Source organism: Priestia sp. FSL W8-0001 (assembly GCF_038050335.1).
GTDB lineage: Bacteria > Bacillota > Bacilli > Bacillales > Bacillaceae_H > Priestia > Priestia flexa.
In genome coordinates this window covers 536486-550644 of record NZ_JBBPAL010000001.1, presented here as the reverse complement: position 1 = coordinate 550644, position 14159 = coordinate 536486, and the positions used below count along the sequence as shown (strand labels likewise).

The following is a 14159-nucleotide window of genomic DNA, read 5'->3' as shown; positions in this document are numbered from 1 at the left end:
AAAAGCATCCTTCTTAGTAGCAAGGATGCTTTTTTATCGACATATTTCCCTAGAAATAATGTTATTTCGCAGGAAATGTCTTATTATGACTCTTGTAAATTCTTTTCTTGTTCTAATCGTTCTAAGATGCGGCGTTTACGATAAAGCATCGTCCCTATTTCTCCAATGTCTCCAATCGCCTGCTTATTTACATAAGCACCGAAGATCATACCTGCTATAGGAATCATTTGAAAAAGTTTTTTCCATCCCCAGTTATCTCGATAAGTCGTAAATACCTCTCTCCAACCTTGAAGCTGCGATAAGCTTTGTTCTCGCTTCCCTTCTGATAGCTCTTCTAAAATTGCTCGCTTACCTACAATGTCAGAGGATAAGAACTGCATGCACTTTACCATAAACACACGCTCTTCTTGTTTTGTCGGGTCGTATCCATAGGAAACAGCTACTTCTTGTAGCGTTTTTAAAGTTAGCCCTAGTACAAACGGTACATCAATAGCCAGCGTGAAGATACCACCAATTCCAGTCGTAGCACCTTGAATTTTAGCATTTTTTTGACGTGCCTCCACAAAGGCATTTGCTAACTCATCCATTTCTTGAATAGATAACTGCTGAATATCCGTTAATGTTAAATCTTTTTCTTTTAAACGTTTAGATGCTTTTTCTAACGTAGCGGAAGTATTAGCTAAATATTGGCCTCCGTTATCAATGTACTTAGCAACCTCGTCAAGAAGCTTTTCTATTTTTTCGTGGATAAACCTAGGCGTGACTTTATCAAGCGCTGCAAAAGGTAAGCGAAGCAGCTTTTCCCAAAAGAATAGTCCCTTTTGACTTTTTTCCCACTTTTCAATCTTCTTTAATTCTTTAGCCAGCTGTTCAGTCGTTTCCACATGCTTTCCCCTTTCTACATAAAGCGCCCAGACAACTTATTTGCTGGGCGCTCTCTTTTCCCTTATGCTTTTTATTTCTTTTTCACATATTTAAACGTAAAGAAAATAACAATGATAACTAATAGTCCAATTCCAATCGGCTGCATATATTGAGATACAATAGGTCCAACATCTTCCCATTGTGGGCCTAACTTATAACCCAGATATACGTAAAGGGCAGTAATTGGTAACATCGCTACAAACGTGTAAATGGAAAATTGCCAAACGTTCATTTTTGCCATTCCGCAAGGAAGCGAGATGGCTGTACGTACTCCAGGAATAAAGCGACCAAAAAAGGCTACTCCTGCCCCATATTTATTAAAAAATCGATCTGCTGCATCGATTTCCTTTTCTTTTACTAGAAAATACTTTCCATATTTTAAGACAAGTGGACGCCCACCATAGCGACCAAGAGCATAAAGTGTTAATGGTCCAAACACGCCTCCAACTGTTCCCGCTAAAATAGCTAAATAAAGGTTCATGTCACCTTGATATACCCAATATCCTACGAGTGGTAAGACTAGCTCTGCTGGGACAAATTCAAACGTTAGCGCTAAGATAACGCCGAAATACGAAAGTTGCTTAAGCGCTTCTACTAGTGATAAAACAATTGTTTCTAACAAACGACTTCCTCCTTAGTTAACTTACTGCTCTATAACAAAACGTGATATTTTAAAGCTTCACAAGTCATAATTGTATATTAATCCCCTTTAATTGAAAAGTAAAAAAAGAACGAATGCTGTCAATCTAACGAATTAACGAGTCGTTCTGTAAAAAATCCCAACAAAAAACCTGAACGATTAAAAGTTATGAACTCTCAATCGTTCAGGTATAGTAAGGACTGAACTACTTATGTCTCAGTCTCCTAAATTTTAAAGTTAATTTGGATGACGCCAACTTTTCGAAGCGCATCATATAAGATGACAAGAGCTGGACCTAAAAACAGCCCCACAAACCCTAGCAATTTAAATCCAATATACAGGCTAATTAACGCAGCTAAAGGAGAAATCCCCATGTTTGTTGAAAAAACTTTTGGTTCTACAACTCTTCGAACGACGGTAATCACCCCAAATAAAATAAATAGACCAATTGCCAACGAGTCTTGACCTTGAGTTAAAGCAAATATTCCCCATGGAACTAGAACGGAACCTGTTCCTAGAATTGGTAGAATATCAACGATAACGATTAAAAGACTCAATAAAGCCGTGTACGGAACATTTAATAGCCATAGCCCAACATAAGCCATCACAAATGTTAAAAGACTCAATACAATCTGAGCTTTAATGAAGCCAACACCTGCTTGCATTAATTGCGTAATAACAATCTTTGTTTTATATTTCGTTTCATCTGTTAAAAACGATTTTACTTTTTCTTTTATGTTCGGTAGCTCTAAGCTAATGAATACTAAAGCAACTAAATAAATCAGAAATTCTAGCAGGAAGCCTGGAACGGTTGCAGCAAAGCTAATAATTAACTCAACGGTTCCTTTTAATAGTGTATCCAATGAATTAATGGTGCTTTCGATTGCGTTTTCAATGGATGAAATGACTTCTGTAGGAAGAGCGTTTGAATAATACTTCCACTTAATAATGTTAGGATAAATTGTTGTTTCATAAAGCTCTTTTACAAAAGAAGGCGTAACTTTTGAGAGAGCCACTACTTGCGTTACAATTGTACGAATAATAAAGAAACCAATTAATGTTATGGATACAACATATAATAAAAACGCTACTAATACAGCATAGATTCGACTAAACTTCAAAGAATGCTGCAACTTTTGAATAAGACCTTCTAGAACAATTGCTGTTAATAATGCAAAGACAATTGGTAAGCTATAAGGAATTAAAAAACAAGCTGCAATAATCGATACAATAATTGCTATGCGCTTCTTCCACATATGTAAATGCCTCCCACGCTTTCTTCCTAAATTCACTCACATGCCACATACTAGAGCACGCTCAGCTTGTTTATTTAAAAACATATCTGTTGTTACCTACTATAATTATAGGTTTAATTTCTTTATTAATAAAGAACTAATCAAAAAATTATCAAAAAAGCTACTTACCTGTTCATAAAAATAGAACCGGTAAGTAGCCTTATGCATTAAGCATTGTTACGAGATTAGAAGATACATTAGCTAGCTGCTTTTGCCTCTCTCGACTGTTTCATCACTTCATTAGCTTTTATAGGATTGTACTTGCCTTCAGACTTAGACATAACAATTCCTGCAATTGTGTTACCCATTAAGTTTACAACTGTACGAGCCATATCCATAATTCGGTCCACACCGGCAATGAATGCAAGACCTTCGGCTGGAATTCCAATCGTACCCAACGTTGCTAATAATACAACAAATGATGTTCCTGGAACGGCTGCCATCCCTTTTGAAGTAATCATAAGCACTAGGATTAGCGTTAGCTGTTCGACAATGGTTAAGTCAATTCCATAAACCTGTGCCAAGAAAATAGCGGCAATTGCTTGATACAGCACAGATCCATCTAAGTTAAACGTATAACCAATTGGGATAACAAACGATACAATAGCTTTTGGACATCCCATTTTTTCTAATTTGCCCATAATACGCGGTAATACCGTTTCTGAACTTGATGTGCTATATGCTAACAGCAATTCATCTTTTAAATAACGCATTAATGTAAAGATATTTACACCAGCCCATTTCGCAACCGCTCCTAAAACCACAATTAAGAAGAACAGTAAACCAGCGTGAACTAGAATAACAAGTTTCGCTAGAGACATTAATGATTCTAAACCAAACTTAGAAACAGTTACACCAATGAGAGCAAAGACCCCGATAGGAGCAACTTTCATCACCATGTTAACAACATGGAACATCGCATGAGAAACGCCGTCAAAAAATTGTAAAACAGGCTTTCCACGATCCCCAATAGCTGCTACACCTAATCCAAATAACACGGAGAAAAAGATGATGGCTAACATGTCACCTTCCACTAATGATTGGAAGAAGTTCGTTGGAACAATATGAAGGAACGTTTCTGCAACGGATTTCTCACTTTGTTCTTCACTTGTCTCTACGTACTGGTTAATATCAGTCTTTTGTGCAGATTCAATGTCCACTCCTACACCTGGTTGGAAAGCATTAGCCAATAAAACACCTATAATGATTGCAAACGTTGTGATGACTTCAAAGTAAATGATAGTCTTAGCACCTAATCGGCCTACTTGCTTGCCGTTACCAGCGCCCGCAATACCAACAATTAAGCTTGAGATAACAATTGGAATAACAATCATTTTAATCAGGCGTAAGAATAAGTCGCCCAGCGGCTGTAAATACGTTGCTACTCTTGGATCATTAAACCAAATAACACCAACTAGAATACCTAAAATTAAACCAACAAAAATTTGTGTTGCCATGCCAAACCGCAATTTTTTCATATGTGCTCTCCTCTCTGTTGTAAAGCGATTTTATTTTTTCTGAAAATTTAAAAAAGACCATTCTAAAAGAAAGAATGGTCGACAAAAAGACAATGTTCTTTCTCTCAATAAGCAGACGAGGTTAACTGTCGGATTCGGGTTTGAGAGTACCCTACTTTCACTCAGGAAAGATTCACCCCAAGGCATATGATATACCAAATTTGTGGTTCCCCCGCTCTAATGTAGACTAAGCTTCTTATTAAATTATTTTTCTGAAATATTATACAGAATTAATATTTTATTCAATAAGAATAATTTATCTGTTTTTCGAAAGCTTGTCAATTTATTTTTATGACTCAAAACTTTTTAACTATATAAATGCCAAAATATAAAACAGCCTTGGCTCTAAATGTAACCAAGGCTGTTTTAGCATTCTTAAAAGAATACAAGATAAATAGCAACTGCTAATACAATACGATAAATAGCAAAAGGTACCAATTTTATTCGATTAATTAATTTTAAGAAAAAGCGAATGGAAACAAGCGCTACAATGAAAGCACTAATAAAACCAGCAATGAAAAAAGGTAATGCATCAATTGTGAAATACTGCCAATTTTTGATTAATGATAACCCACTAGCTCCTGCCATAATAGGAACAGCCATAATAAAAGTAAAGTCAGAAGCTGCTCGGTGGCTCATACCCAAAAGTACCCCACCTGAAATCGTAGCACCAGAACGCGAAAATCCTGGCCATAGAGCGATACATTGAAACAATCCAACACCAATGGCTTGACGATAGGTCATTTGATCTACCGTTTCTGTTTTTGGAATTCTTGAAGCAAAGCGGTCTGCAATAATCATTAAAATTGCTCCTGCAATTAAGCTGACTAACACCGTGTTCAACGAGAACAAATGCTTGTCAATAAAATCTTCAAATAAGAATCCTAATACAGCTGCCGGAAGCAAACCAACGATAACTTGAGAAAGTTTTAATCGATTTGTTACCTGTTCATATTTCTCATTTTTACGATTTAACCCTAATAGATTAATAAAACGATTTCTAAACAAAACAACAACGGCTAGGATCGAGCCTAATTGAATGACAATCTTAAATGTATTAGCAACCTCTGGTGAAAATAGTTCTTTTGAATTCAGCCATAAATCATCTACAATAATCATGTGTCCGGTCGATGATACAGGCGCAAATTCAGTTAGACCTTCTACAATTCCTAAAATAATCGCAACAATAATTTCCCACATTTTTACTCTACCTTTCAAGATTACATAATTTTTTCATCTTCATAGCAAACGTGAATATTCGCTTTTTATCATAATTGTTTGCTGATAAAAACACAATCTTTATTTGAAGAACAAAAAAAGCCCAAACTGGGCTTTTTTTATGGACAATCTTATTTACTATATGATTTAACTTGTTTTGAGTGAACTACTTTACCTTTTAGATTATATAAGCTAAGAAGATAACCGCCCATAGCCCCAGCGATTGCTGGTACTAACCAACCAAATCCTGTGTTATACAATGGCAAAGTCTTTACAAGTTCCCCCCAAGCACCTAAGTTTAACCCTGACTGAAGACAAGCGTCCGTTACGCTTACAATTCCAACGAATAAAATAGATAAAGCATATACACCTTGCTTTCCTTTGATTAAAGAATTCGTTAATGATAGAACAATTAGCATAATAGCAACAGGGTAAATAGCTGTTAAAACTGGAACTGAAATTTTTAGAATCATGGTTAATCCTAAGTTTGCAACAAGTAAACTAAATACGGCAATTGTACTAACCCAAACCTTATATGATACTTTCGGTACTAATTGCTCAAAATACTGACTGCATGAGGTTAATAATCCAACAGAAGTTGTTAAACACGCTAGCGTAAATACAACTCCTAATAGAACAGCTCCGAACGGTCCAAAAAGCGTAAATACAATGTTCGTTAACGTTATTGCTCCATTTGCTGCATTGGCATGACTAACAGATCCTAAATATGCCAGCATAAGATAAATAATAGCTAGCAACGTTCCTGCAATTACTCCTGCACGAATGGATGATGACATAATACTTTTCGCACTAGTCATTCCTTTTTGCTTCAAAGCCATTGCAATGACAATTCCAAAGTTTAGCGCAGCGATTGTATCCATGGTCGCATAACCATCGGTAAATCCAGTAGCGAATGCTTTTGTGACATAATTACCTGCAGGTTGACCAGCCGGCTCAAAAGGATAAGAAAGGGCACGAATAAAAATAAGTGAAATAAGAACTAATAAAACTGGCGTTAATACTTTTCCAAAGCGGTCAACAAGCTTTGAAGGCTTTAAAGCTAACCAGTAAGCAAGTGCAAAATAACAAAACGTATATCCAAACAGCGCGGCTTTTACATTTACTCCTTCAGGTAAAAAAGGCTGTACGCCCATTTCAAATGCTAAGCTTCCTGCTCGTGGGATTCCTAAAAAAGGTCCAATTGCTAAGTAAATCATGACCGTAAATACAACGGCGAAAACTGGGTGGACTCGGTTTGCTAATGAATGAAGACCATTTGATTTTGCTACAGCAATGACACCCAGGATTGGTAGCCCCACAGCCGATAAAATGAAGCCTGTAACAGCTGGCCACAATTCACTTCCAGCAGACTGTCCTAAAAATGGAGGGAAAATTAAGTTTCCTGCTCCAAAAAATAATGAGAATAGCATTAAACTAATAAACAGTGTATCTTTTCTTGATAAAGCATTCATGTGAGTTCCTCCTAGATTGTTTGTATTTCTGATTTTTCTGTCTAATGTCAATATCACTTTCCACTCGAATCACTCCTTTTTATACACAAAAAAATACCGTCCCTAAAAAGGGACGAGATATAATTCTCGCGTTACCACCCTCGTTCTGCTAAAAACAGCAGCACTCGCCAACGTACGTGTTCATACGTGTTCCTTCTAACGGTGGACGTCCGAATATACTTACTATAAGGCTTCAGCATATTTTCTCAGAGATGATTTTCAGCTAGGAACTGTACGCTAACTTTCAGCAAACGTTAGCTCTCTGGGGAACAGTTTTCATAACCTACTCGTTCTCTTCAACGAATTTATAAGGTGTTTTAATTGAATAAAAATATTCTAACAAAACTTTTAAGATTTGTATACAAAAATTAAAATATTTTATCAATTATATTTTTTCCCATTAATAGTCAGTCTATAAAATGAAACTTCTAGCTAATTCGTTCGTATATACTACTATATTACTTAATAGGAGGCTCTTATACATGAGCGGAAATGTACGTGTTATGAAATGGCTAACGGCTGGGTATGAAGCATTTTTAGGTATTCCTCTAATTGGTGGTGCATTCATCATAAGCTTTTCATGGGGACCTTTAGTATTTGCTTTTTTCCTGCATGCAATTGCTCTATTTTTATCTCATAAAGAAGGTCGTTCAGCTTACGGAAATATTTTGGGGATGGTGACATCATTTGTCGGCGTAATCCCAGTTGTGGGAATGGTTATGCATATTATTACCGCTATTGTTATTGCATTTGAAGCAGCAAAAAGATAAATAACCGCTTGCATTTTTCCCTAATGATGGTAGAATGAAGTCGTCAATTAAATGATTTTCTACTAGGGGTGTCTGATTACACAGACTGAGAGAAGAGTTATTGTGCTCTTTAACCCTCTGAACCTGATTTGGGTTATACCAACGTAGGGAAGTAGTCTTGAAAGAACGGTGTTTTATGCTGTTTTCTTTTTTGTCTATTCCATCGGGCTCTTACATAGAGCCCGATTTTTTTGTTCGGTATAGCTTATTTTCTCAAAATCTACTAGCATAATGGAGGAATAAGTATGTCTAAAGAACAAGTAATCATTTCAATGCAACAGCCGTTTCCAAACAGTAAAAAAGTATACGTGCAAGGGACTCGAAGTGATATTCAAGTACCGATGCGCGAAATCCACCTTTCCCCCACTGTAAACGACCGCGGTGAAGAGCAAAACACCCCCGTTCGCGTTTACGATACAAGCGGCGTATACACCGATCCAGCCTATAGTGTAGATTTAGAAAAAGGACTGCCACCTTTACGCAAACCATGGATTGCAGAACGAAACGATACTTTTTCCTATGCTGGCCGTACCGTTCAAGCAAGAGATAACGGCTATAAAGAAGGCGATCAACGGAACGAAACGAAAAGCTTTCCCCTTATTAATTATTCACCACAAAAAGCAAAGGATGACAGAAACGTCACCCAAATGCATTATGCAAAAAAAGGAATTATCACGCCTGAAATGGAATTTATCGCAATTCGTGAGCAAATGAGTGCAGAAACGATTCGTGAAGAAGTTGCAGCAGGGCGTGCAATCATTCCCTGCAATATTAACCACCCAGAAGTTGAACCAATGATTATTGGAACAAAGTTTCACGTGAAAATTAATGCAAATATCGGAAACTCTGCTGTTCATTCATCAATTGAAGATGAAGTTGAAAAGATGACGTGGGCTACAAGGTGGGGAGCAGATACAATTATGGATCTTTCAACTGGTAAAGACATTCATAAGACGCGCGAATGGATTATTCGAAATTCACCCGTTCCTGTTGGCACTGTCCCAATCTATCAAGCTTTAGAGAAAGTTAATGGTATAGCAGAAGACCTATCTTGGGAGGTTTATCGTGATACACTCATTGAACAAGCAGAACAAGGGGTTGATTACTTTACAATTCATGCAGGCGTACTGTTGCGCTATATTCCACTAACTGCTACGCGAACAACCGGTATTGTCTCACGGGGTGGTTCCATTTTGGCTCAATGGTGCTTAGCACATCACCAAGAAAACTTTTTGTATACACACTTTGAAGAGATTTGCGAAATTTGTAAGCAATATGATATCTCAATCTCACTGGGAGATGGCCTGCGCCCTGGTTCAATTGCTGATGCGAACGACGAAGCTCAATTTGCAGAGCTTGATACGCTTGGCGAATTAACAACAATTGCATGGAAGCATGATGTTCAAGTAATGATTGAGGGTCCTGGACATGTGCCAATGCATCTGATTAAAGAGAACGTTGACCGACAAATGGAAGTTTGCCACGAAGCACCATTCTATACCCTGGGACCACTAACAACTGATATAGCACCGGGCTATGACCACATTACGTCTGGTATTGGAGCTGCAATGATTGGGTGGTTTGGTACAGCAATGCTTTGTTATGTAACCCCAAAAGAACATTTAGGCCTCCCGAATAAAGAAGATGTTCGCGAAGGTGTAATTACCTATAAAATTGCTGCTCATGCTGCTGATCTTGCAAAAGGTCACCCAGGTGCCCAAATTCGTGATAACGCACTTTCAAAAGCTCGATTTGAGTTTAGATGGCATGACCAATTTAATTTATCGTTAGATCCTGACCGAGCTCGAGAATACCATGATGAAACACTACCAGCAGAAGGTGCTAAAACCGCTCACTTCTGTTCCATGTGTGGACCTAAGTTCTGTTCAATGAGAATTTCTCATGATATTAGACAACTAGCGGATGAAAAACAGCTCGTTGATTTCGCTAAACAAGGCATGAAAGAAAAATCACAGGAATTTATTGAAAAAGGATCTAAACTTTATTCTTAATAAAAAGCACCGAGGTAAGCAACTACTTATCTCGGTGTCTATCGTTTTAAAATAAGTCTTTTAAAGAAAAAGAGCAGCTTAACTAAAATCCATCCGACCAGTGTTCCAATTGAATTTAGCAGAATATCATCAATATCAAAAACTCGCTCTGTTAACTCATATTGTAAAATCTCAACAGTGAAACTGATTAAGAACCCTGTGACAACCACTTGAATAAATCCGTCAAATGATTTCATAAAAAGCGGTATAAACATTCCAATTGGAGCAAACATTACAATATTCCCTATTACGTTCACGAATGCTAGCTCAAGATTTCCACTGGCCCACATGAGCTTAATTGTACTAAATAAGCTTAAGTTCATGGCTTGCCCATATACTTGCTCGTTTTCTTTAATGAGCGTGACGTAAATAAGTGTCACACCATATATAATAAACAAGAAAAGCAATCCTTGTTTTACTTTTTTCTTTGTATTATCCGTCATGTTTTTCCACACCTTCTCTGTCCTTACCGTCTGCTTTTACTTCTATCATATTGTACATGCTATGTATTTATGAAACATTCAGCTTACCTTATCCTATCACGTTACCTCTTTTTCTGGATACCAAACTTTAAAAATAAAAGAGACTGGGACACAATGAAATGATTCCTTCTCAAAGGCGAATCATTACTTCGTTATAATAGCTAGGTTGTAAGCACAAGTTCGTTCCCTTACGCTAGTTTTTTGAATTTGTTTTTGAACCAACAAAAAAATACCCAAGCTATCAAAAGCAGTTAACTTGTGATAGTTGGGGTATATCATTGTTTGAAGCACTTATGTCTCAACCTCTTGTAATTAATTAATGATTCCTCGATGAATCACTTCAACAGTTACATCTGGTTTAATATCGATTTGAGCATAGTCTTTTTTCCATTCATCTTTACCTTATCTGTCATCGTCATATATTTGTTCTTTTTATTTGATAATAATAATGCTTTTGCTTCCTCATCTTTTAACGTTATTCCCGAAAATTCCCCCCATTAAATAACGCAATTCCCTTTATTTCTACAGACATGTTTTCCATATTAAATTTTGCATAAGGTAGAGCTAACCCTTTTCCTTCATCAAATAACAATGTACAAATCGTTTGAAGAGTCTCTACTGGTACGAGTGATTGCTTTTCACCGTTAAAATTAGATCAACAGGGATAAGCTCATAGTGAAATGAAATCGTAGCAATATATAATGCTGGTAGACTGATTGCCACAAAAAAAACTAAAGATCCTCAACAATCGAAAGAAAGAGCCGTACAAAGAGCGCGTATTATAATCTTCTGGTGATTGATAGAATGTAAAAAAGCAAGAAGGCGCAACAATTGTGGATGAGTTTCCAGCTGTCATAATCACAATTCTTCCTTCTAATAAATTCCCCATCACGCGGTCCGGTCTTTCTGTATTAAGCGGCTGTGGAAAAGGTGAAAACGGTGAATTTTCAAGAGCTTCTTCAATAATACTCCCGCTTTCCACCGCGTCCACGTCAATTGATTCTAATCGTCGAAATACTTCTTCATAGTATTCTGGATTTGAAATTCCTTTAAGGTATAAAACAGCTACTCTCGTGCGCGAAATTGTACCGACTTCAAGGTATTTAACGATTAAGCTTCCATCTAAAAAACGCTGACGCATTAAGTTTATGTTTTTATCTAGATTTTCAACAAACCCTTCATGAGAACCGCGCACAACTTTTTCATCGATTGCTTGGCTAACTTCCCTAGATGCAGGAAGCGTAGCATCAATTACATATAAAATGGGTGTATCTTCAAGAAATAAAATAGCTCCTCCGCGACAGAGCAACGTAATGATTTCATGCAAATCTTGAGATTCGTTAACGGAACCGATTTGAATAACCTCTTTTGGGTCTCCTTCCTTTTCAAGAAGCATTAGTTTAATTACATGTTCGTTTAATTTCACCGAATCCATGAATGGTACAAAATACATTAAAAGCGCTTTTTTACCATTAAAAGTTAACCAGCGCTCACCTAAATCACTTGTATAGTCTAAGTACTCTTGAATATACTTTTTATTTTCTTCAATTGTTAGTTTGAGCGGAATGTTGATAGATGCTGGATCTTGCTTTGGTACGCTTGCTTGCTTTTGTTTTTTCTTTTTGGGATAACGTTTAATCAGCATCAAATCCACCTCAATTCTAAATAGTTAGACTTTCAGTGTTTCTAAATTTGGAAATATTATGTAATTTAAACATAAAAAGAAGATTTGGTGTTTATCCCAAATCTCCTGACTTATACGTTCCAATCGGTTCCCCATATTTTAATTTTGTTCCACGTTCCAATGTATTCGTTAGCTTTACCTTATCTCTTTCGAACAAAAGGACTACCGTTGAGCCAAACTCAAATAACCCCACTTCTTCTCCTTTTTCATAAAAGGTATCGTTAACAGATGTCGTATAATATTTTCCATTCTTTACATTAGTCGTATGATTTCCGTATGGTACCTGGACACTTCCAACAATAAATGCGCCTACTTTAACAAGCGCTATTGTTCCAGCTTGCGTATCCACATATGTGATCAATCGCTCGTTTTTTGTGAATAGCCCAGGAACATGCTCGACTCCGATACGATTAACCGGGAACAAACGTCCTGGTAAATATGTTGCTTTTTTGACCGCTCCTGAAAGCGGCATATGAATGCGGTGATAATCGCTAGGGCTTAAATAAATGGTTAAAAAAGTTCCACCGTCAAACCTTTCAGCTTCTTCTTTCGTACACCCAATCAGCTGCTCTACTCGATAATCAATCCCTTTTGCTTGAATAAGAGTTCCTTCCTTAATATCGCCATATTCTGCTACTTTTCCATCTACTGGACTGGAAAGAGTATATGGATCGGCTACGACTTCTCGGGCTTCTGCTTTTAGCTTTCTCGTGAAAAATGCAGTGAAATTAGGATAAGAGTCTAAAGATTGTTCCATTTCATCTAGATTAATTTTATAAATTTTGCTATATGGCTTGATGATATATCTGCTAATGCTTGAGCGTCCTAACACCCCTACTCCACGTGAAATCGCATTTTGTGGTAATATTTCAATGATTTGCTTTGCTATTTGATTAATCATTTCCTATAACATTCCTTTCATATGGCAGACCGTGTATAAAGTTTTCGAACTACAAGTATGATAAGTACGCAGCCTATGAAAGAAACCAATACCTTCCCAGTGCTTGTCCAATTCATGACTTGGTAAACAGAATAGCCTTCAATAAGAATTGAAGGAAGCTTTCCAATTGAGCTTGCTAAAATAAAAATCCCTAAAGAAGTCTTTCCAATAGCCGCAATAAATGTAACAAGTCCTGAAGGGACAAAAGGTAATAGTCTCAAAGAAAGAATAAGTAGAAATGCTTCTTTTCCCCGTGCATGTAAAAGCTGTTGAATTTTAGGAGAAGACAACCGCTTATGAGCAGTTAGCTTTCGAAAACCTTTTCGGTAGAGCCAAAACGAAACAACTGCTCCAACTGATTCTCCAATAAACGAAATAACCATTCCTTCCCAAAAACCAAAAACAACCAAATTAGCTGCTGTTAAAAATACGCTTGGTAAAACACCAGCAATGCTAATGAGCACATTCAACAAAATACTTAGTATAAATGCAATACTATCATAGCTTTCGAATAGCTGAACCGTAATTTCTTGGATATCCGCATTCATTTGTCGCTGTTCTCTCCTGTTACAACTCGATAAAGCTTGTTAGCAATTTCTTTTAGCTGCTGTGTTTCTTCCATAGATAAATGGGAATAGTAGCGCTCTATAATAAATTGATCAATTCGTTCATATTCATCAAAGTATTCCTGCCCTTTAGGACCAAGCGTTAAAAGGATTTCCCGACGATTTTCAGGATTAAGTTCTCGATGCAAATAACTTTCTTTTTCTAATTTAGTAATAAGCTGACTAACAGAGCTCATTGACAAATTATATTTTTTCGCAATCGTCTGCACGTTTACAGGTTGCATATCATAAACTGACCTCAGCACATTAAATTGCTTTGGCGTAATATCATTAATTAGCGAAGAAAAGTACGTCTTCATTAAATAATCGTTTACTTTATTAAATATAGAAATAGCTTTTTTTATATTATCAGCTTGTTCCATTTAGACACTCCTAGTTTATATACTTAAATAGTTTAACTACATAAACTATATAACGGAGACGAATAGCTGTCAACTACAAGAAGCCCCTTCTTGTATAGAA

Annotated in this window: 14 protein-coding genes, 2 riboswitches and 1 other annotated feature; of the genes, 2 read left to right on the top strand and 12 right to left on the bottom strand. The window is 36.7% G+C overall.

Annotated elements, in window-relative coordinates:
* Nucleotides 1–83: 83 nt before the first annotated feature.
* The 6 genes from MKZ18_RS02970 to brnQ form a co-directional block, all read right to left on the bottom strand.
* Nucleotides 84–884, bottom strand: a complete 801-nt coding sequence (locus tag MKZ18_RS02970; protein WP_025908473.1) for an EcsC family protein — start codon at nucleotides 882–884, stop codon at nucleotides 84–86.
* A gap of 71 nt (nucleotides 885–955) precedes the next feature.
* A complete protein-coding gene (locus tag MKZ18_RS02965) occupies nucleotides 956–1546 on the bottom strand; it encodes a DedA family protein (protein ID WP_035320210.1) in 591 nt (196 codons plus the stop codon).
* Nucleotides 1547–1788: 242 nt separating this feature from the next.
* Nucleotides 1789–2820, bottom strand: coding sequence for a sporulation integral membrane protein YtvI (gene ytvI / locus MKZ18_RS02960; RefSeq protein WP_025908472.1), 1032 nt, complete (start codon nucleotides 2818–2820; stop codon nucleotides 1789–1791).
* Between the two features lie 236 nt (nucleotides 2821–3056).
* The gene (locus MKZ18_RS02955; protein WP_025908471.1) at nucleotides 3057–4337 is read right to left on the bottom strand and encodes a cation:dicarboxylate symporter family transporter; all 1281 of its coding nucleotides are present in this window, start codon (nucleotides 4335–4337) and stop codon (nucleotides 3057–3059) included.
* A gap of 96 nt (nucleotides 4338–4433) precedes the next feature.
* A riboswitch (cyclic di-AMP (ydaO/yuaA leader) is annotated at nucleotides 4434–4580 on the bottom strand.
* A 171-nt stretch (nucleotides 4581–4751) separates the two neighbouring features.
* Entirely contained in the window at nucleotides 4752–5576 is an 825-nt protein-coding gene (locus MKZ18_RS02950) for an undecaprenyl-diphosphate phosphatase (protein WP_025908470.1), read from the bottom strand.
* Between the two features lie 149 nt (nucleotides 5577–5725).
* Nucleotides 5726–7066 carry a branched-chain amino acid transport system II carrier protein gene (gene brnQ, locus MKZ18_RS02945; RefSeq protein ID WP_025908469.1) on the bottom strand — a complete coding sequence of 447 codons (1341 nt, stop codon included), beginning with the start codon at nucleotides 7064–7066 and terminating at the stop codon, nucleotides 5726–5728.
* A 105-nt stretch (nucleotides 7067–7171) separates the two neighbouring features.
* Nucleotides 7172–7414: a binding site (T-box leader), on the bottom strand.
* Between the two features lie 173 nt (nucleotides 7415–7587).
* On the opposite strand from brnQ, the gene MKZ18_RS02940 reads away from it, so the two are divergent.
* Nucleotides 7588–7875, top strand: coding sequence for a hypothetical protein (locus MKZ18_RS02940; RefSeq protein ID WP_025908468.1), 288 nt, complete (start codon nucleotides 7588–7590; stop codon nucleotides 7873–7875).
* A gap of 54 nt (nucleotides 7876–7929) precedes the next feature.
* Nucleotides 7930–8042, top strand: a riboswitch (TPP riboswitch).
* Nucleotides 8043–8159: 117 nt separating this feature from the next.
* The gene (thiC, locus tag MKZ18_RS02935) at nucleotides 8160–9926 is read left to right on the top strand and encodes a phosphomethylpyrimidine synthase ThiC (RefSeq protein ID WP_025908467.1); all 1767 of its coding nucleotides are present in this window, start codon (nucleotides 8160–8162) and stop codon (nucleotides 9924–9926) included.
* Between the two features lie 38 nt (nucleotides 9927–9964).
* Here thiC and MKZ18_RS02930 read toward each other — a convergent pair whose 3' ends face one another.
* From MKZ18_RS02930 to MKZ18_RS02910, 6 genes are all read right to left on the bottom strand, one after another.
* Complete coding sequence (locus MKZ18_RS02930; protein WP_025908466.1) at nucleotides 9965–10408, bottom strand: VanZ family protein; 444 nt, start codon at nucleotides 10406–10408, stop codon at nucleotides 9965–9967.
* A gap of 654 nt (nucleotides 10409–11062) precedes the next feature.
* The gene (locus tag MKZ18_RS21035) at nucleotides 11063–11134 is read right to left on the bottom strand and encodes a hypothetical protein (RefSeq protein WP_445936763.1); all 72 of its coding nucleotides are present in this window, start codon (nucleotides 11132–11134) and stop codon (nucleotides 11063–11065) included.
* Complete coding sequence (locus MKZ18_RS02925; protein WP_061785569.1) at nucleotides 11118–12092, bottom strand: spore germination protein; 975 nt, start codon at nucleotides 12090–12092, stop codon at nucleotides 11118–11120. The genes MKZ18_RS21035 and MKZ18_RS02925 overlap by 17 nt, the downstream gene beginning before the upstream one ends.
* A 91-nt stretch (nucleotides 12093–12183) precedes the next feature.
* Nucleotides 12184–13032, bottom strand: coding sequence for an archaetidylserine decarboxylase (asd, locus tag MKZ18_RS02920; protein WP_061785570.1), 849 nt, complete (start codon nucleotides 13030–13032; stop codon nucleotides 12184–12186).
* Between the two features lie 17 nt (nucleotides 13033–13049).
* Nucleotides 13050–13607 (bottom strand): TVP38/TMEM64 family protein, encoded by a 558-nt coding sequence (locus MKZ18_RS02915; protein WP_061785576.1) that lies wholly within the window; start codon nucleotides 13605–13607, stop codon nucleotides 13050–13052.
* A gap of 8 nt (nucleotides 13608–13615) precedes the next feature.
* Nucleotides 13616–14059: a MarR family winged helix-turn-helix transcriptional regulator gene (locus tag MKZ18_RS02910; protein ID WP_025908461.1), complete on the bottom strand. Its 444-nt coding sequence runs from the start codon at nucleotides 14057–14059 to the stop codon at nucleotides 13616–13618.
* Between the last annotated feature and the right edge of the window lie 100 nt (nucleotides 14060–14159).